Source organism: Streptomyces sp. NPDC056160 (assembly GCF_042268205.1).
Classification (GTDB): domain Bacteria; phylum Actinomycetota; class Actinomycetes; order Streptomycetales; family Streptomycetaceae; genus Streptomyces.
In genome coordinates, this window is sequence record NZ_JBHJUW010000108.1 from 1 (window position 1) to 17,982 (window position 17,982).

The window sequence follows — 17,982 nt, forward strand, 5'->3', positions numbered from 1 at the left end:
CGCGCCGGGCGGGGCGGCCGGGGCCCGGCCGGGCGCGCCGCCGGGCGCGGGGGGGCGGTCCCCCGGCGCGCGCCCCGCCGCCCCGGCCCCCCCCCCCGCCGGGTGGGGTGCTGCACCGGCCCGGCGGGATGCCGCCGCCGGGGGTGCGGCCGGCCCGGCCACCCCTCGCCGGACTCCTCGGCCGGCCCCCGCTGCGCCACCGCGAACGCCGAGTCCGCTGCGGGCACGCCGCAGTACACGGCACTCCGGATCAGCACCGCGCCGATCTCCTGGGGCGTCAGCCCGCCTCGCCGCAGGCTCGCCGTGCGCACGGCCCGGATGAACCAGGTCTTCCTCGGCCCGCTCGGCGCCCAGGAGCAGACCGGGTTCTTCGACCCTGATCCGGCGGGTCGCGGACGCGGCCGAAGGCCTGCGCGACCCGGTGGAACCGGCCGCGGCGCGCCCCTGACCCCCGGGGCCCCGAGGGGACCCGCCGAACCCGCCGTCCCGCCGGTTCGCCGGTGCCCGTCCGGGTACCCGGACGTCGGCCAAGGCGCGCGGCGCGACGGAAGGGGCGCGACACGATGAAGGCAGTGACCTGGCAGGGCAAGCGCGACGTCCGGGTGGAGGACGTGCCCGACCCGAAGATCCAGGAGCCGACGGACGCGGTCATCCGGATCACGTCCACCGGACTGTGCGGCTCCGACCTGCACCTGTACGAGGTGCTCACCCCGTTCATGACCCCCGGCGACATCCTCGGCCACGAACCGATGGGCATCGTCGAGGAGGTCGGCCCAGAGGTGACGAACCTGAAGCCCGGGGACCGGGTGGTCGTCCCGTTCCAGATCTCCTGCGGGCACTGCTTCATGTGCTCCGCGGGCCTGCAGACCCAGTGCGAGACCACCCAGGTCACCAGCGAGCACATGGGCGCCGCCCTGTTCGGCTACACCCGCCTGTACGGTGCGGTCCCGGGCGCCCAGGCCGAGTACCTGCGGGTGCCGCAGGCCCAGTACGGACCGATCAAGGTGCCCGAGGGGCCCGCCGACGACCGCTTCGTCTACCTCTCCGACGTGCTGCCCACCGCCTGGCAGGCGGTCGCCTACGCCGACGTCCCGCGCGGCGGCACCGTCGCCGTGCTCGGCCTCGGCCCGATCGGCGACATGGCCTGCCGGATCGCCCTCGCACGCGGGGCCGGACGGGTGTTCGGCGTGGACCTGGTCCCCGAACGGCTGTCCCGGGCCGAGCGGCGCGGCGTTGAGACGTACGACCTGCGTGTCTTCGACAACGAGAAGGAACTGGTCGCCGCGATCCACGACCGCACCGACGGACGCGGCCCCGACGCGGTGATCGACGCGGTCGGCACGGAGGCGCACGGCAGCCATGTCGCCCGGCTCGTCCAGCAGACCGCCGCGATGATGCCGCGCGCCCTGAGCGGACCGCTCGCGGAACGCTTCAGCGTGGACCGGCTCACCGCCCTCTACACCGCCATCGACCTGGTCCGCCGCGGCGGCACCATCTCCCTGTCGGGTGTCTACGGCGGCTCGGCCGACCCGCTGCCCCTGCTCACCATGTTCGACAAGCAGCTCCAGATCCGCATGGGCCAGGCCAACGTCCGCCGCTGGACCGACGACGTCCTGCCCTACCTCACCGACGAGGACCCGCTCGGCGTCGACGACTTCGCCACCCACCGGGTCCCGCTGACCGAGGCGCCGCACGCCTACGAGATGTTCCAGCGCAAGCAGGACGGCGCGGTCAAGGTGCTGATGACGCCCTGAGCGGCCTCGGCGCTCACGGCGCCGAGCCCAGGATCTCGCCGAGGTCGTAGCGGACGGGTTCCTCCAACTGGGCGTACGTGCAGCTGCGCGGGGTGCGGTCCGGGCGCCAGCGGCGAAAGCGCGCCGTGTGCCGGAACCGTGCCCCGTTCTCCATGTGGTCGTACGCCACCTCCGCCACCCGCTCCGGCCGCAGCGGCACCCAGGACAGGTCCTTCTTGCCCGACCAGCGGCTCGGCGCCCCCGGCAGCCGGGCCGACTCGTGGGCCGCCTCCTCGGACCACGCGGCCCAGGGGTGCCCGGCCGCGTCGTCCATCCGCAGCGGCGCCAGTTCCTCGATCAGCTCCGCGCGCCGCTTCATCGGGAAGGCCGCCGACACCCCGACGTGCTGGAGGGTGCCACGGTCGTCGTAGAGGCCCAGCAGCAGCGAGCCGACGACGGGGCCGCTCTTGTGGTGGCGGTAGCCGGCGACCACCACGTCCGCCGTCCGCTCGTGCTTGATCTTGAACATGGCCCGCTCGTCCTGGAGGTAGCGCAGCCCCGGCGGCTTGGCGATCACCCCGTCCAGGCCCGCCCCCTCGTACTGCTCGAACCACCGCCGCGCCACCTCGATGTCCGTCGTCGCGGGCGCCACGTGCACCGGCGCCGACACCCCCTCCAGCGCCCTCACCAGCAGGGCCCGCCGGTCCTCCAGCGGCACGTCGAGCAGCGCCTCGCCGTCCAGGGCGAGCAGGTCGAACGCCACGAACGAGGCCGGGGTCCGCTCGGCCAGCGTCCGCACCCGGGAGTCGGCCGGATGGATCCGCTCGGACAGCGCGTCGAAGTCCAGCCGTCCCTCCCGGGCGACGACGATCTCGCCGTCCAGCACGCACCGGCCCGGCAACCGCTCCTTGAGCGCCGCCACCAGCTCGGGGAAGTACCTGGTCAGCGGCTTGCCCGTGCGGCTGCCCAGCTCCACCTCGTCGCCGTCGCGGAACACGATCGCCCGGAACCCGTCCCACTTCGCCTCGTACTGCATGCCGGGCGGGATCTTCGCCACCGCCTTGGCGAGCATCGGCTTCACGGGCGGCATCACGGGCAGGTCCATGCAAGCGATTCTGCGCGCGGAGGGCACCTTCCGCCCGGTGTGCGAGGCCCGCGGGGTACGCCTACCGTGGCTCGCATGGGCGAAGCGGTGGAACTGGACGTGGCCGGCCGGACCGTCAGGCTGTCCAGCCCGGACAAGGTCTTCTTCCCGGAGCACGGGTACACCAAGCTGGACGTCGCCCGCTACTACCAGGCGGTCGCCCCCGGCATCCTGCGTGCCCTGCGCGAGCGGCCCACCACCCTGGAGCGCTACCCGGACGGCATCGACGGCGAGTGGTTCTACCAGAAGCGGGCGCCCAAGGGCATGCCCGACTGGATCCCGACCGCCCACATCACCTTCCCCAGCGGGCGCAGCGCCGACGAGATGTGCCCCACCGAGCAGGCGGCCGTGGTCTGGGCGGCCCAGTACGGCACCCTCACCTTCCACCCCTGGCCGGTGCGGCGCGACGACGTCGAACACCCCGACGAACTGCGCATCGACCTCGACCCGCAGCCCGGCACCGACTACGCCGACGCCGTCCGCGCCGCCGGTGAACTGCGCGCCGTCCTGGAGGAGTTCGGCGGCCTGCGCGGCTGGCCCAAGACCTCCGGCGGGCGCGGCCTGCACGTCTTCGTGCCCATCGAGCCCCGCTGGACCTTCACCCAGGTGCGGCGGGCCGCCATCGCGGTCGGCCGCGAGCTGGAGCGCCGGATGCCCGAGCAGGTCACCATCAAGTGGTGGAAGGAGGAACGCGGCGCCCGCATCTTCGTCGACTACAACCAGACCGCCCGCGACCGCACCATCGCCTCCGCCTACTCCGTACGCCCCCGCCCGCACGCCCCCGTCTCGGCGCCGCTGCGCTGGGAGGAGGTCGGCGCCGCCCACCCGCGGGACTTCGACATCACGACCATGCCCGCCCGGTTCGCCGAGGCCGGCGACGTCCACGCCGACATGGACGACCACGCCTACTGCCTGGACGCGCTGCTGGAACTGGCCGCCCGGGACGAACGCGACCACGGCCTCGGCGACCTGCCCTACCCGCCCGAGTACCCGAAGATGCCGGGCGAGCCGAAGCGGGTGCAGCCGAGCCGGGCCAAGGCGCACAAGGAGGGCCCGGCCGTCGGCTGATCACCCGACGGCCGGGCCCCGTAGCCCGTTGACCGAGGTGCCGCTACAGCTCCTTGATCCGGATGTCGCGGTAGGAGACGACGTCCGACGTGCTGTGCACCTGGATCCCGATGTAGCCGGAGTCGAACCGCCTGCCGTCCGTGCCCGGGTCGTCCGAGCGCGGCGGGTAGAACTGCTGGCCGCCGACGTTGTCGAACTCGTTGATCAGCGTGCCGTTGCGGTACACCGAGTAGTGCTGGCCGACCACGCGGATCTCGTAGTCGTTCCACGTCCCCTTCTGGGTGACACCGGCCCCGGCGAGGCCCACCCGGTCGAACCCGTAGACCGAACCGGTCTTGTACATGTCGCCGGACGGGCTGTCGAACTCCTGGATCTCGTGCCCGTACTTGATGGCGACCCACTCGGGCCGTGCCTCCTCCGGATGGTCGTGCACCTGCGGGAACCGCACGAACACACCGGAGTTGGCGTTGCCGTCGCCGGGGGCGTCGTCACGCCACTGCAACCGCAGTGAGAAGTCGCCGTACTTGCGCCCGGGGAACCACAGCATGCCCATGCCCGGCGTGGTGGTGCCGCTGGTGAGCGTGCCGTCCGCGTTCAGCGCGAAGGAACCGCCGCCGACCTGCTCCCACTTGGCCAGGGAGGCGGCGCTGCCGTCGAAGAGCGGGCGGTAGCCGGTGTGCTGGCCGGGGGTGCCGATGCCCGACTGACGGGCCGCCTTCTGGATCGCCCGGTACTCGCGCCGGTCGAGGACACCCTCCTTCTGCAACCGGTCCAGGACCGTCTTGACGTGCTTGAGGAAGAGCGCCTGGGACGTCCACTCCTTCTCGTCCTCGATCAGCTCGTTGATGCGGCACCGGTTGTCCGTCACCCGGTTCGGCACCCCCGAGTCGACCGTGCCGACGATCACCGTGCGCCGCTCGTCGTACTCCGGGCAGCCCGGCGCCGGGACTCCGCCGCCCGCCACGACCGTGAGGCTCACGGACCGCGGCTCGGAGGTGTTGCCGGCCTTGTCGGTGGCCCGGTACGCCACGGTGTGGGCGCCGACGCGGTCGACGACCACCGGGGCGGAGTAGGCCAGGTACGGGCCGCCGTCCAGCGAGTACTCGATGCCCGCGACGCCCGAGCCGCCCTCGTCCGCCGCGCTCACGCTCACCCGGGCGCTGCCGACGTAGGCGCCGTCGGAGTTGCGCGTGCCGTCCACGCTCACCCCGGTCACCGGAGCCGTGGTGTCCTGGGCGGGCGCGGAGACCACCGTGAAGCGCACGCTCTGCTCGGCGGAGACGTTGCCCGCCTTGTCGGTGGCCCGGTAGCGCACGGTGTGCTCGCCGAGCTGGTGCACCATGACCGGCGCGGTGTACGGCTGCCAGGCGCCCGTGTCGAGCGCGTACTCGACGGTGTTGACGCCCGAGCCGGTGTCGGAGGCCGAGACCGTCACCGTCGCCATGTCGACATAGGCGCCGTCGGCGTTCCGTTCGCCGCTGAGGGTGGCCGAGGTCTCCGGCGCGGTGGTGTCGTCGGAGGGCGGCGCGACCACCGTGAACGTGACGGTCTTCTCGGCCGACACGTTGCCCGCCTTGTCGGTGGCCCGGTAGCGGACCGTGTGGTCGCCGACCTGGTCGACGACGACGGGCGCGGTGTACGGCTGCCAGGCGTCCGTGTCCCCGACGGCGTACTCGACGCGGTCCACGCCCGAGCCGCCGGTGTCGGTGGCGCTGATCGTCACGCTCGCCGAACCCACGTACTGGCCCTGGGCGTTCTTCGTGCCCGCCACGCTCGCCGAGGTCTCCGGAGCCGTCGTGTCGGACCCGCCGCCCTCGCTCACCACCAGCACGCCCTGCATCTGGCTGTGGCCGGGGATCGTGCAGTGGTAGAAGTAGCGGCCCGGGGTCAGGGTCACCTCGGCGGTGTGCCGGCCGCCCTGGTCGTCGTTCGGATTGGCGAGGATGTTGACCTGGACGTCACTGTTGTACTCCGGGTCGGAGGTCTCGAACGTCAGCGTGTGCGGCATGCCCATGGTGTTGCCGGTGGCCGCGCTGTTCTCGAAGACGATCGTCGCCTGGCCCGCCACCGCGCTCGCCGGCGCGGAGGCGTACTTCGTGATGTCGTCGCCGGCGGTCCAGGTGAGGACCTGGGCGGCTGCGGCCCGGGGCTGCTGCCCGGGCTGTCCGGCGGCGGGCGTGGCCTGCAGCCCGAGCGCCGTCAGCAGTACGGCCAGCAGCGCCGTGAGAACTCTTCGGTGCCGTGTCACTGTGCCCCCCTTGCCAGCTGGTCCGCGGCCGGCGTCGGGCCGCCGCCGGTGTACGTCACGCGCCACAGCGCCGACTTGGAGTCCGAGGTGAAGAACCCGCGGCCGTAGTCGAGGACGTACAGCGCGCCGTCCGGGCCGAACTTCCAGTCCATCAGGTTCTTGATGCCGTCGTTGCCGACCGGCACGATCTTCTTCAGCGACTCCGCGTGCACCGGCAGTCCGCCCTCGCCCTGCGTCGCCGGGTCCATGAGGACGGCGTTGCGCGGCTGGTCGGCGTCGTAGAAGTCACCGACGAACCACTTGCCGTCCCAGTACGCGGGCCACTTCACGGCGCTCGCGAGGGCCTGGTCGTACCGGTAGACGGGACCGTCCATCGCGGCCTGACCGCCGCCCTTGAGCCACGGCAGGCTGTAGGTGGCCTGGTCCTTCTGGTACGACGGGACACCGGCCGCGTCACGCGGATAGTCCGGGCCGCCGCCCTGGGGCGAGTACCAGATGTTGTTGCCGGTGACCGGCGGGAGGTTGACGAGTCCGTCGTTGTTCGGCGACTCGTTCTTCGGGTGGTCGCAGTCGTACCAGCCCAGCGGCTTGGACGGATCGGGCAGGTTGCGGTCGCGGTAGGGCTGCTTGTCGCCCATGCAGTACGGCCAGCCCCGGTTGCTCGCCTTCGTGATCACGGCGAACGTGTCGTACTTCGCCGGACCCCAGGTGGGCGACGGGTCGGTGGCGTCCGGGCCGACCCAGCCCGCGTACAGCACGTCGGTCTTCTTGTCGACGGAGATGCGTGCCGGGTTCCTGACACCCATCACGTAGATCTCGCCGCGCGTCTTGCCGCCGCCCTCGGCTGTCTCCTTGCCGGTGAAGAGGTTGCCGTCGGGGATCGTGTACGTCCCGTCGGGCTCGGGGTGGATGCGCAGGATCTTGCCGTTGAGGTTGCGGGTGTTGCCGGCGGTGCGGCGGGCGTCGGCGAAGGAGACGCCCTTGTAGCTGGGCTGCGGGTTGTTGCCGGAGTAACCGCCGCTGAAACCGCTGGAGTTGTTGTCGCCGGTCGCGATGTACAGGTTGCCCTTGGAGTCCCAGGCCATCCCGCCGCCCGCGTGGCAGCAACTGTGCACCTGCACCGGCCACTTCAGCAGCACCTTCTCGCCGGCGAGGTCGAGCTTGTTCGTGGCGAGGTCGAGGGTGAAGCGGGAGACGCGGCGCTCTGCCGTCTGCTTGTCGCGGTCTAGCTGCGAGTGCGGTGTGTAGTGCAGGTACACCCAGCCGTTCTGCTCGAAGCGCGGATCGAGTTCGATGCCGAGCAACCCCTCCTCGACCTTGACCAGTTCGTCGCCGCCGCCCTTGTTGCCGAAGACGCTCAGCTCACCGGCCAGGGTGACCTTGCCGGTCTTCGGGTCGTAGACATGGATCTGTCCCTTGCCCTTGCCGACGTCCGGGTCACTCCAGTCGGTCACCACCGGCTGGGAGGCGTCCGAGCCGCCGCGGCCGATGTACAGGACCCGTCCGTCCGGGGCGGTGACCAGGCCGTGCGGTTCGCCGATCTGGTCGTTCTGCCCGGGCTGGTTGGGCTTGGTGAGGCGCTCCGCCTTGTAGTTTCCGGTGATGGTGGCCTTGCAGTCGGCCTGCACCAGCCGGGTGGTCCACAGCAGGGCGCCGCGCAGATGGGCGCGGAAGTCCGTCTCGTCGTAGGACGCGGCGGTGCCGCCCATGCCGGTGTAGAAGGACCGGCCGCCGTCGTAGTCCCGGCACCAGCTGACCGGATGGTCCCAGCCGCCCGCGCCGGCCCCCGGCTGGTACGTCGACTCGCGCACCCGGGCCACCGTGTGCACCTCGCCGGAGGGGTTCTTCACCCAGTTCGGCCACTGGTCCAGACGCTTCCACTGCACCGGCAGGTCCTTGGTCGCCGGGTGGCGCCGGTCGCCCACCTCGACGGTCGCCCGCTGCACGGCCGTCGGGCTGTTCGCGGCCGGACGGGCTCCGATGAGCCCGGTGAACCAGTCGGAGTACGGCTCGGCGCGGGCCGCGTCATGGATGCCGACGAAACCGCCGCCCGCCTCCATGTAGGCCTCCAGGCCCGCCTCCTGGTCCGGGTCCAGGACGTCACCGCCGCCGGTCAGGAACACGACCGCGTTGTAGCGGCCGAGCCGGGTGGTGTTCGTGAAGACCGACGCGTCGTCGGTGGCCTCGATCCCGAAGCGCTGTCCGGCCGGCCCGGACCGGCCGATTTGTTCGATCGCCTCGATCCCGGCGTTCACCACGGGCGACTCGTCACCGGCTGCGGCGGACCCGTAGAAGACCAGGACTTTCACGGTGGAGCCGCCCGGTGGCGACTTGATCGACATCGTTGTCGGCAGGGCCCCCGGGTCGGGGCGTGCCTGCGCGGCGGGTGCGGCGAGCAGCCCGGCCGCCATGACCCCGGCGGTCACGCCGACGGCCCACACCCGGCCTCGTGTGCTTCTTGCGCTCAACCCTCGTAAGTGCATGGGCACCTCCTCGGTCACGGCAACAGCGACAAGAAAGCTAGGCGCCTTTGCACGGCACGCCAATACCTATGACCGCAATCCAACGAACTTTGTCCTGAGTGTGGATAAACAGGCGAACGGCCGGTACCGTCGCACAGGTTCGTCACAGGTACGCCTTCGCACCACCCGTACGAGCCTGGGGAGTTCCGCATGGACAGACGAGTGTTCAACCGGACGGTCCTGCTGGGCGGCGCGGCCGTCGCGACATCGTTGTCCTCGTCGGTGGAGGCACGGGCGGCGGCCACCCCGCCCCGCACCGCACCGGCCGGGGGCGAGGTGCGGCACATCAGGCTGTACGCCGAGAAACTCGCCGACGGGCAGATGGGCTACGGCTTCGAGAAGGGCCGGGCGACGGTCCCCGGCCCGCTCATCGAAGTGACCGAGGGCGACACGCTGCACATCGAGTTCGAGAACACCATGGACGTCGCCGCCAGCCTGCACGTGCACGGCCTGGACTACGAGATCACCAGCGACGGCACGAAGATGAACCACAGCGACGTCGAACCCGGCGGCACCCGCACCTACACCTGGCGCACCCACGCCCCGGGCCGCCGGGGGGACGGCACCTGGCGGCCGGGCAGCGCGGGCTACTGGCACTACCACGACCACGTCGTCGGCACCGAGCACGGCACCGTCGGCATCCGCAAGGGCCTGTACGGGCCGGTGGTCGTCCGCCGCAGGGGCGACGTGCTGCCGGACGCGACGCACACGGTCGTCTTCAACGACATGACGATCAACAACCGCCCCCCGCACAGCGGACCCGACTTCGAGGCGACGGTGGGCGACCGCGTCGAGTTCGTCATGATCACGCACGGTGAGTACTACCACACGTTCCACATGCACGGTCACCGCTGGGCCGACAACCGCACCGGCCTGCTCACCGGCCCCGACGACCCGAGCCGCGTGATCGACACCAAGATCGTCGGCCCCGCGGACTCCTTCGGCTTCCAGGTGCTCGCGGGCGAGGGGGTCGGCGCGGGCGCGTGGATGTACCACTGCCACGTGCAGAGCCACTCCGACATGGGCATGGTGGGCCTGTTCCTGGTGCGGAAGCCGGACGGCACGATCCCCGGGTACGACCCGCACCAGCACGGAAGCTGACCGATCAGGGGCGGGATCAGGGGCTGGACGATGGGCGGGATCATGGGCGGGTCACCCTTCTCCTCACCCGTCGCGCCCTGAACGCCGTCCTGGACCCCGCTGCCTGCGCCGACGCCCTGCGCGAGGGCTTCCGCGACGCGCCGCACACCTCCGTCCAGGGGCAGCGGGTCCGCACCGACCTGCCCTTCCCGGGCACGGCCACCGCGCTGATCCCCGGCCTGCTGCCCGGCATCGACGCCTACACCGTCAAGGTCAACGCCAAGTTCCCCGGCGCACGCCCCGCCCTGCGCGGAGTGATCTGCCTGCACAGCGGCCGGGACGGGGAACTCCTCGCGCTGCTGGACTCCGCGACGCTCACGGCCTGGCGCACCGGGACGGCCGCCGCCCTCGGCACCCATCTCCTGGCCAGGCAGGGGGACATGGCGGTGCTCGGCGTGGTGGGGGCCGGCGCCCAGGCAGAGGCGACGGTGCGCGCACTGGACGCCCTGCGGGGCCGCCGCGACCTCGTCGTCCACGACGCGGACCCCGGCCGCGCGGCCGAGTTCGCCGCCCGGCACGGTGGCCGGGCACCGGCCTCGGCGACCGAGGTCGCGGCCGTGGCCGACACGGTCGTCCTGGCCACCTGGTCGCGGCGCCCCCTGCCGGCGGCGGCGGACACGCGGGCGGGGATGCACCTCACCAGCCTGGGCTCCGACGAGCCGGGCAAGCGGGAACCGGCGGCGGACCTGCTGGGCACGGCGCTGCTCGTGGTCGACGACCGCGAACTGGCCGCCCTCACGGGCGCCCCGGCCACCGCCGGCCTGCCCGCCACGGCCGTCGACGCCACCCTCGGCGAGATCCTGACCGGCGCCCACCCGGGCCGGACCCACCCGTCGGACATCACGGTCTACGCCCCTGTCGGCCTGCCGTGGCAGGACCTGGCACTGGCCTGGCAGGCGTACGAACGCGCCGAACGGTCGGGGACCGGGCAGCGGGTGGATCTGCTCGGGTGAGGCCCAGGAGGATGCCGGGACCGACGCGAGCCGCCGGGGTCGGCAGGCTCGCCGGCCCGACCGGAGAGCGCTCCCGACAGGGGACGGCCGCGGGGCTATCCTGATCCGCAGCCGCCCGTGAGGAGTCCCGAAGTGACCGAGCCCGCGCCGCGTCCCACCCTGGAGGCCGTGGCCGCGCGGGCGGGTGTCTCCAGGGCCACCGTCTCACGGGTGGTCAACGGTGCGGAGGGCGTGCGCGCGCCGCTCGCCGAGCGGGTCCGGCAGGTCGTGGAGGAACTCGGCTACGTCCCCAACCAGGCCGCCCGCAGCCTGGTGACCAAGCGGCACGACGCCGTCGCCGTCGTCATCGCCGAACCGGAGACCCGCGTCTTCGCCGACCCCTTCTTCGCGCTGCAGCTTCGCGGGATCAGCAAGGAACTGACGGCCCACGACGCGCAGCGCGTCCTGCTGCTGACGGAGGGACGAGAGGACCACGCCCGGGTCGGCCGCTATCTCGCGGGCGGCCACGTCGACGGTGCACTGGTCTTCTCCCTCCACCTCGACGACCCGCTGCCCGCACTGATCCGGCGCGCCGGTGTGCCGACCGTGTTCGGCGGGCGGCCCGGCTGGAGCGACGGCGCGGGGGAGGGGGAGGATAGCGCGAACCGGGTGGCGTACGTCGACAGCGACAACCGGGGCGGCGCCCGGACGGCCGTACGGCATCTCACCGGCCTCGGCCGCAGGCGCATCGCCCACATCTGCGGGCCCCTGGACCAGACATCGGCCGCGGACCGGCTCGAAGGCTACCGGGACGCCATGGGCGAGGTCGTGGGCGAGGACGACCCGCGGCTGGTCGTCGAGAGCGACTTCACGCCCGGTGGCGGCGAGCGCGCCATGCGCGGGCTACTCGACCGGGTGCCGGGACTGGACGCGGTGTTCGCCGCGAACGACCTGACCGCATCGGGCGCCCTGCGCGTGCTGCGCGCACGCGGACTGCGGGTCCCCGAGGACGTCGCCGTCGTCGGCTTCGACGACATGCTGCCCGTCGCCGAGCAGACCGATCCGCCGCTGACGACCGTACGCCAGGACATCGAGGAGATGGGCCGCCTGATGACCCGCCTCCTGCTGCACGGCCCCGACGACCGCTGTCCGGGCGAACGCACGGCGCAGGCCCGGCGCGGCATCGTCCTGCCCACCACCCTGATCCGTCGCGCCTCGGCCTAACTTGATCTTCGACCTGTGCGGCAGGGTGGCGCGGGCCCGGTCCGTACCGCTCGCTCAGGTCCGCTGCCGCGGGGCGGGCTGGAGCACCGCGAAGCGGGCGCCGTCCGGGTCGGCGAGCCGGGCGACCCGGCCGACGCCTGGGATGCCGGTGGCCGGCATCCGGACCGTACCGCCCAGCTCCCGGGCCCTGGCGACGGTGGCGTCCGCCTCCGCGACGTCGAAGTACGGCATCCAGTACGCGCCCGACGCCGCCTCGGTCGGGTCGTCGCCGAGCGGGACGATGCCGCCGAACATGGCCTCCTCGCCGCCCTCGGCGGGATGGACGGCCGTGTAGGAGCCGTCCGGGAACGAGACCGCACAGGTCCCCAGCCCCAGCACCCGGTGGTAGAAGGCGGCCGCCGCCGCGACGTCCGGCGTGTACAGCTCGACCCAGCACAGCGAGCCCGGCTCGCCGGCCCTGTCCAGTCCCTTCCGGCGCTGCGGCTGCCACAGGCCGAAGGGCACGCCCGCCCGGTCGGCGAGGAGGGCCATGCGGCCCTGGCCCATCACGTCCGTCGGCGGCACGAGCACCCTGCCGTGCGCCTCCCCGGCGGCCTGCGCGGTGGCCTGCGCGTCACCGCACCGGAAGTACACGGTCCAGGAGGGCGGGCCCTGGTCCGCCGTGGTCCGCATCCCGCCGGCCACGGTCCTCCCGTCCAGCTCGAAGAAGCCGTAGCCGCCGGCGTCGGGCCCCGCCGAGCGGAACTGCCAGCCGAAGAGGCCGCCGTAGAAGGAACAGGCGCCGTCGAGGTCGCGGGCACCGACATCGATCCAGTTCGGAGCGCCGTCCACGAAACGGGTGGTGAGCATCGTCGCCCTCCTTCGAAGGGTCCCGTCGTCTGCTCTGCCGAGTCTCGCACCGCCCCCGGGCGATCGCTGCCGGAGCCGGTCCGCTCCGCGCGCCGCCGTGCGCCGGAGCGGTCCGCGTGGCGATCATCAGGGGAGCACCGCAGGGCGCGGGCAGCGGGAGGCGGTGTTGATCCCGCGTTGATCGAACGTTTTTCGCCGCCCGGCACGATCTCGCTCATGCACATCGACACGATCACCCCGGCTGCCCCGGCTGCCCCGGCTGCCCCGGCTGCCCCGGCCGCCCCCGCCTGGCAGGCCCAGGCCCTGTGCGCGCAGACCGGGGCCGACTTCTTCTTCCCGGAGCCCGGCAGCTCCGTGCGCGAGGCGAAGCGCATCTGCGGCATGTGCGAGATGCGCCCTGCCTGCCTGGAGTACGCGCTCGCCAACGACGAGCGCTTCGGCGTCTGGGGCGGCCTGTCCGAGAAGGAGCGGCAGGACCTGCGGCGGGCGGCCCACTAGAAGGAGTTCCCGCGCAGGACCCGCCGCGGTTCCGCCGCTCAGGGACCCGTCCCGTCCGGCGCCCGGTCAGCCGCGCGCCCGGTCAGCCGCGCGCCCGTGCCGCCATCCGCGCCTTGCGCGCCGCCAGCTTCTCGTCGAACGTGGTGGCCTCCGCGTTCAGCCCGCCCATGAACAGGCCCAGTTCCTCCTGCGCCTGCCGCCCCTGCGGTCCCAGGCCGTCGATCTCCAGGACCTTCAGGAAGCGGAGCACCGGCTGGAGCACGTCGTCGTGGTGGATGCGCAGGTTGTAGACCTCGCCGATGGCCATCTGCGCCGCCGCCCGCTCGAAGCCGGGGATGCCGTGGCCCGGCATGCGGAAGTTGACGACGACGTCCCGCACCGCCTGCATGGTGAGGTCGGGGGCGATCTCGAAGGCCGCCTTGAGCAGGTTGCGGTAGAAGATCATGTGCAGGTTCTCGTCGGCCGCGATGCGCGCCAGCATGCGGTCGCAGACCGGGTCGCCCGACTGGTGGCCGGTGTTGCGGTGCGAGATGCGCGTGGCCAGTTCCTGGAAGGCGACGTAGGCGACCGAGTGCAGCATCGAGTGGCTGTTGTCGGACTCGAAACCCTCGCTCATGTGGGCCATCCGGAACTGCTCCAGCTTGTCCGGGTCGACCGCGCGCGAGGTGAGCAGGTAGTCGCGCATCACGATGCCGTGCCGGCCCTCCTCGGCGGTCCAGCGGTGCACCCACGTGCCCCACGCGCCGTCACGGCCGAACAGCGTGGCGATCTCGTGGTGGTAGCTGGGCAGGTTGTCCTCGGTCAGCAGGTTGACGACGAGGGCGATCCGGCCGATCTCCGTCACCTTCGACTGCTCCTTGCCCCAGGCCTCCCCGTCCGCGAAGAGACCGGGGAAGTTGCGGCCGTCGCTCCAGGGGACGTACTCGTGCGGCATCCAGTCCTTGGTGGTCTTCAGGTGCCGGTCGAGTTCCTTCTCGACCACCTCTTCCAGCGCGTACAGCAGCCGCGCGTCGGTCCAGGCGGACGAACTGCCGAGGTGAGGAGAGGTGATGGTCAAGGCAACTCCAGGGGACGCGCGTGCCGGGCGACGCCGGCGGGAACCAGCGGAAGGGATGACGGGAAGCGAGCGGGGAGACGACGGGACGAACAGGACGAACGGGAAGGACCCGGCGAGCGGTGCCGGTCCGGTTCCATGAACCTACGGGATCGTAGGCTACGAACCCGTAGGTTACGAAGCCGTAGGTTAAGGGGGCCGTAAAGATCACTGATCAGGCCACCGGTCCGCGGAAGTTGACAGGCCGTGCGAGGCGTCCGCAAGACGCAGGTCCCGGCGCCGGAGGGGCGCCCCGTTCACCCGGCCGGGCATACACCTCCCGCCGCCGCACCGAGAGTCATGTCACACCCCTCCGGCTTCCCGCTCGGCGCGGCCCCTATGCCCGTTCCGCGATCGCCTCCCGTGTGGTCTCCTTCAACTCTCCCTCCGCCAGGAGCAGCCACCGGGTGATGCCGACGGACTCCAGGAACGGCAGATCGTGGCTTGCCACGACCAGCGCGCCCTCGTAGGACTCCAGTGCGGCCGTCAGCCGGCGCACGCTCGTCATGTCGAGGTTGTTCGTCGGCTCGTCGAGCAGCAGCAGTTGCGGCGCGGGTTCGGCGAGCATGAGCGCGGCCAGCGAGGCCCGGAAGCGTTCGCCGCCGGACAGCGTCGCCGCCATCTGGTCGGCCCGGGCACCCCGGAACAGGAAGCGGGCCAGGCGGGCCCGGATCCGGTTGTCCGTGGCACCCGGCGCGAAGCGGGCCACGTTCTCGACGACGCTCAGCTCGCCGTCGAGGACGTCCAGCCGCTGTGGCAGGAACCGCAGCGGGACGTGCGCCGTCGCCTCCCCGGACACCGGCTCCAGCTCCCCGGCCACCGTGCGCAGCAGCGTCGACTTGCCGGCGCCGTTGCGGCCGACCAGCGCGATGCGCTCGGGGCCACCCACGTCCAGCCCGCCGCGCACGCGCGCGCCGTACGCCAACTCCAGCTCGCGCAGGGTGAGGACGGCACGGCCCGGCGGCACCGCCGTGTACGGCAGCTCGACGCGGATCTCGTCGTCGTCGCGCACCGCCTCCACCGCCTCGTCGAGCCGCTCCCTGGCCTCGGCGAGCTTCTCCTCGTGCATGACGCGGTGCTTGCCCGCCGACTCCTGGGCCGTGCGCTTGCGCTGCTTCATCACCGCCCGGGGCTCGCGCTTGGTGTCGTACATCTTCTGGCCGTACCGCTTGCGGCGGGCCAGTTTGACGTGGGCGTCGGAAAGCTCGCGCTTCTGCTTGCGCAGATCGGCCTCGGCGACCCGGACCATGCGCTCGGCGGCCTCCTGCTCGACGGCCAGGGCCTCCTCGTACGCCGAGAAGTTGCCGCCGTACCAGGTGATCCGGCCCGCCCGCAGGTCGGCGATCTGGTCGACCAGCTCCAGCAGTTCGCGGTCGTGGCTGACCACGACCAGCGTGCCGGGCCAGGCGGAGACGGCCGCGTACAGCCGCCGCCGCGCGTACAGGTCGAGGTTGTTCGTCGGCTCGTCCAGCAGCAGGACGTCGGGCCGGCGCAGCAGCAGCGCGGCCAGCCGCAGCAGCACCGACTCGCCGCCGGACACCTCGCCGACGGTGCGGTCCAGGCCGATGTGGCCCAGTCCGAGCCCGTCCAGGGTGGCCAGGGCGCGTTCCTCGACGTCCCAGTCGTCGCCGACGGTCTCGAAGTGCTCCTGCGAGGCGTCGCCCGCCTCGATGGCGTGCAGCGCCGCCCGCTGCCCGGCGATGCCGAGCGCATCGTCGACCCGGAGCGCCGTGTCCAGGATGACGTTCTGCGGGAGGTGGCCGATCTCGCCGGCCGCGCGGACGACACCGCCGGACGGGGTCAGCTCGCCCGCGATCAGTTTCAACAGGGTGGACTTTCCCGAGCCGTTGGCACCGACGAGCCCGGTGCGGCCGGGGCCGAAGGCGAGGTCGAGACCGGTGAGGACCGGCGTGCCGTCGGGCCAGGTGAAGGACAGGGAGGTGCAGGTGAGGGATGCTGACATGAGCGCCTCGCGGTTGCTGGATGCGGTGGGCGGGGGGCGAACGCGTGTCAAGACACCGCGAGACGACGGGCACCGTGTAGGACGGGCTGCGCAGGGCATGAGAAAGGCCCTGGGCCGACTTCCATCAGGACGGCTCGGACGCCGAGGTCGCACGCGACGCACACACCTGTGGGGTGTGACGCGGTGTCTTGGGACCTCAGACGAGCAACGTCCTTCTCCGATCTACGGCAACAGAACCGCTGGACACCGTACGAAGCACGGGTACGGCTGTCAACGGGTTTCCGGCGGGCTCCGCGCCCGCCCGCTGAAGGAGGTCAGCCGGCCCATGCCCCACGGCTCGCCCGCGTCACCGCACCCGCTCTCGCTGCCCGCCCGGCTCTGCCTGCTGGCCTGGGACCCCGCACCGTCACGACCGGCCGGCCCCGGCCGTCCGGACCACCTGGTCCGGGCGGGAGCCCTCACCGAACTGGCCCAGCGCGGGCTGCTCGTCGACGACGGGGGCATCGCCACCCCCCTCGACCTCGACGCCGGCGCCGGGGACCCGGCACTGGACGGCCTGCTCGAACTCGTCCGCGAGTCACGGCCCCGCCCCTGGCGGACCTGGGTGACCCTGCGGGCCGGGTACACGCTGAGGGACGTACACGGGCAGTTGGCAGCCGGGGGATGGCTGCGCGCGGGGAAGCGGCGCCTGCTGGGCGTGCTGCCCGCCGCGGAGCACACCCTGGAGCGCGTCGACGTCGCCCGGGCGCTGCGCGCGCGGGCGCGGCAGGTGCTCGAAGGAGGGCGGCCCGTCGCGGAGGTCTCCGAGCGGGACGCGGCCGTCGTCGTCCTCGCGCTCGCCGCGGACCTGAGCACGGTCCTGCCCGGCGGCGACCGCGGTCACCACCGCCGACGGGTCGAGGAACTGGCCGAACGCAGCGCTGCGGGGGACCCGGCCTTGCACCGGGTCGTCCGCGAGATCCGCATCGCCCTGCGGGCGGCGGCGGTCTCGGCCCCCGCCCCGGCGGGCGCCTGAACGGTCCCCCGACGGGCGCCTGGACGGCCCGTCCCGGCGGCTCCGTGCCCGGGGCCGTCGACCCGGACACCGTGTGGCCCCGGCAGCCGGAGAACCGTCCTAGCAGGCGTCCCGCATCAGCACCGCCAGGTCGTGGTCAAGGTCGAGCTGGCGGTGTTCCGAGCCGACGGGCACCAGGTCGCGGGTGGCCTGGAGGAAGCGCCGTATCTCACCGCTGCGGACGTGCACCACCGCGGTGCCCTCCGGGGCGTGGAACTCCAGGACGGTGCGGTCGTAGCCGTACGGCCGCACGCGGACGTCGCCGTGTCCCTCCGGCTCCCGCAGCCCGGCCGTCAGGAGGTCGCGGGCGAAGGTCCAGCAGACCTCCACGCCTTCCAGGGTGGCGGGCGCGGGGAAGGTCATGCGTACGGCGAACGGGTCGCTGCGGTCGTAGTGCAGCGTGGCCGGAATGCTGGGCATCCGCGGCGCGGCGGCGACCAGGCGCGCCTCGACGGTCTGCTCGATGACGGTGGACAACGCCTTGCTCCCTTGTGACGTCTGACGGCTCGGGACA

At 72.6% G+C, this 17,982-nt stretch carries 14 protein-coding genes and 2 pseudogenes; 8 read left to right on the plus strand and 8 right to left on the minus strand.

Translation table 11 applies throughout. From position 1 onward, the window contains the following. Nucleotides 1-167: 167 nt before the first annotated feature. Nucleotides 168-293: pseudogene (locus tag ACFC02_RS30805) on the minus strand (carboxymuconolactone decarboxylase family protein); the annotation flags it as partial. Here ACFC02_RS30805 and ACFC02_RS30810 point away from each other — a divergent pair. After that, nucleotides 292-448 (plus strand): annotated as a pseudogene (locus tag ACFC02_RS30810) (MarR family transcriptional regulator); the annotation flags it as partial. The pseudogenes ACFC02_RS30805 and ACFC02_RS30810 sit on opposite strands and share 2 nt — an antisense overlap. A gap of 115 nt (nt 449-563) precedes the next feature. Next, nucleotides 564-1,754: a zinc-dependent alcohol dehydrogenase gene (locus ACFC02_RS30815; protein WP_376364353.1), complete on the plus strand. Its 1,191-nt coding sequence runs from the start codon at nt 564-566 to the stop codon at nt 1,752-1,754. 13 nt (nt 1,755-1,767) lie between these two features. Here ACFC02_RS30815 and ACFC02_RS30820 read toward each other — a convergent pair whose 3' ends face one another. Continuing rightward, nucleotides 1,768-2,838 (minus strand): ATP-dependent DNA ligase, encoded by a 1,071-nt coding sequence (locus ACFC02_RS30820; RefSeq protein WP_376364356.1) that lies wholly within the window; start codon nt 2,836-2,838, stop codon nt 1,768-1,770. A 75-nt stretch (nt 2,839-2,913) separates the two neighbouring features. Here ACFC02_RS30820 and ligD point away from each other — a divergent pair, with 75 nt between their 5' ends. Then, nucleotides 2,914-3,945 carry a non-homologous end-joining DNA ligase gene (gene ligD, locus ACFC02_RS30825; protein ID WP_376364359.1) on the plus strand — a complete coding sequence of 344 codons (1,032 nt, stop codon included), beginning with the start codon at nt 2,914-2,916 and terminating at the stop codon, nt 3,943-3,945. Nucleotides 3,946-3,988: 43 nt separating this feature from the next. Here ligD and ACFC02_RS30830 read toward each other — a convergent pair whose 3' ends face one another. Together ACFC02_RS30830 and ACFC02_RS30835 are read right to left on the minus strand one after the other, a co-directional pair. Next, the gene (locus ACFC02_RS30830; protein WP_376364362.1) at nt 3,989-6,193 is read right to left on the minus strand and encodes an OmpL47-type beta-barrel domain-containing protein; all 2,205 of its coding nucleotides are present in this window, start codon (nt 6,191-6,193) and stop codon (nt 3,989-3,991) included. Then, complete coding sequence (locus ACFC02_RS30835) at nt 6,190-8,676, minus strand: ThuA domain-containing protein (protein WP_376364366.1); 2,487 nt, start codon at nt 8,674-8,676, stop codon at nt 6,190-6,192. The genes ACFC02_RS30830 and ACFC02_RS30835 overlap by 4 nt, the downstream gene beginning before the upstream one ends. Nucleotides 8,677-8,865: 189 nt before the next feature. Between ACFC02_RS30835 and ACFC02_RS30840 the strand changes: the two genes are divergently transcribed. From ACFC02_RS30840 to ACFC02_RS30850, 3 genes are all read left to right on the plus strand, one after another. Then, on the plus strand, nt 8,866-9,816 hold the full coding sequence (locus tag ACFC02_RS30840) for a multicopper oxidase domain-containing protein (RefSeq protein WP_376364369.1): 951 nt from the start codon (nt 8,866-8,868) through the stop codon (nt 9,814-9,816). Nucleotides 9,817-9,839: 23 nt separating this feature from the next. After that, nucleotides 9,840-10,808 (plus strand): ornithine cyclodeaminase family protein, encoded by a 969-nt coding sequence (locus ACFC02_RS30845; protein WP_376364414.1) that lies wholly within the window; start codon nt 9,840-9,842, stop codon nt 10,806-10,808. 132 nt (nt 10,809-10,940) lie between these two features. Next, nucleotides 10,941-12,011 carry a LacI family DNA-binding transcriptional regulator gene (locus tag ACFC02_RS30850; RefSeq protein ID WP_376364372.1) on the plus strand — a complete coding sequence of 357 codons (1,071 nt, stop codon included), beginning with the start codon at nt 10,941-10,943 and terminating at the stop codon, nt 12,009-12,011. A gap of 54 nt (nt 12,012-12,065) precedes the next feature. Here ACFC02_RS30850 and ACFC02_RS30855 read toward each other — a convergent pair whose 3' ends face one another. After that, nucleotides 12,066-12,860, minus strand: a complete 795-nt coding sequence (locus ACFC02_RS30855) for a VOC family protein (RefSeq protein WP_376364375.1) — start codon at nt 12,858-12,860, stop codon at nt 12,066-12,068. Between the two features lie 216 nt (nt 12,861-13,076). Between ACFC02_RS30855 and ACFC02_RS30860 the strand changes: the two genes are divergently transcribed. Beyond that, nucleotides 13,077-13,358 carry a WhiB family transcriptional regulator gene (locus tag ACFC02_RS30860; protein WP_376364378.1) on the plus strand — a complete coding sequence of 94 codons (282 nt, stop codon included), beginning with the start codon at nt 13,077-13,079 and terminating at the stop codon, nt 13,356-13,358. An 82-nt stretch (nt 13,359-13,440) separates the two neighbouring features. Here the strand turns inward: ACFC02_RS30860 and ACFC02_RS30865 are convergent, their stop codons facing one another. Together ACFC02_RS30865 and ACFC02_RS30870 are read right to left on the minus strand one after the other, a co-directional pair. After that, nucleotides 13,441-14,415 (minus strand): acyl-ACP desaturase, encoded by a 975-nt coding sequence (locus tag ACFC02_RS30865; protein WP_376364381.1) that lies wholly within the window; start codon nt 14,413-14,415, stop codon nt 13,441-13,443. Between the two features lie 373 nt (nt 14,416-14,788). Then, nucleotides 14,789-16,414, minus strand: coding sequence for an ABC-F family ATP-binding cassette domain-containing protein (locus ACFC02_RS30870; RefSeq protein WP_376364383.1), 1,626 nt, complete (start codon nt 16,412-16,414; stop codon nt 14,789-14,791). A 325-nt stretch (nt 16,415-16,739) separates the two neighbouring features. Here ACFC02_RS30870 and ACFC02_RS30875 point away from each other — a divergent pair, with 325 nt between their 5' ends. After that, a complete protein-coding gene (locus ACFC02_RS30875) occupies nt 16,740-17,429 on the plus strand; it encodes a GPP34 family phosphoprotein (RefSeq protein WP_376364386.1) in 690 nt (229 codons plus the stop codon). A 99-nt stretch (nt 17,430-17,528) separates the two neighbouring features. On the opposite strand, the gene ACFC02_RS30880 is transcribed toward ACFC02_RS30875, so the two are convergent. Continuing rightward, nucleotides 17,529-17,945, minus strand: a complete 417-nt coding sequence (locus tag ACFC02_RS30880; RefSeq protein WP_360964299.1) for an SsgA family sporulation/cell division regulator — start codon at nt 17,943-17,945, stop codon at nt 17,529-17,531. Between the last annotated feature and the right edge of the window lie 37 nt (nt 17,946-17,982).

Bases quoted from the DNA above. Each gene is read 5' to 3' on its own strand.
- ACFC02_RS30835 (WP_376364366.1), bottom strand. From the start codon at position 8,676: ATGCACTTACGAGGGTTGAGCGCAAGAAGCACACGAGGCCGGGTGTGG.
- ACFC02_RS30815 (WP_376364353.1), top strand. From the start codon at position 564: ATGAAGGCAGTGACCTGGCAGGGCAAGCGCGACGTCCGGGTGGAGGAC.
- ACFC02_RS30870 (WP_376364383.1), bottom strand. From the start codon at position 16,414: ATGTCAGCATCCCTCACCTGCACCTCCCTGTCCTTCACCTGGCCCGAC.
- ACFC02_RS30860 (WP_376364378.1), top strand. From the start codon at position 13,077: ATGCACATCGACACGATCACCCCGGCTGCCCCGGCTGCCCCGGCTGCC.
- ACFC02_RS30840 (WP_376364369.1), top strand. From the start codon at position 8,866: ATGGACAGACGAGTGTTCAACCGGACGGTCCTGCTGGGCGGCGCGGCC.
- ACFC02_RS30820 (WP_376364356.1), bottom strand. From the start codon at position 2,838: ATGGACCTGCCCGTGATGCCGCCCGTGAAGCCGATGCTCGCCAAGGCG.
- ligD (WP_376364359.1), top strand. From the start codon at position 2,914: ATGGGCGAAGCGGTGGAACTGGACGTGGCCGGCCGGACCGTCAGGCTG.
- ACFC02_RS30855 (WP_376364375.1), bottom strand. From the start codon at position 12,860: ATGCTCACCACCCGTTTCGTGGACGGCGCTCCGAACTGGATCGATGTC.
- ACFC02_RS30875 (WP_376364386.1), top strand. From the start codon at position 16,740: ATGCCCCACGGCTCGCCCGCGTCACCGCACCCGCTCTCGCTGCCCGCC.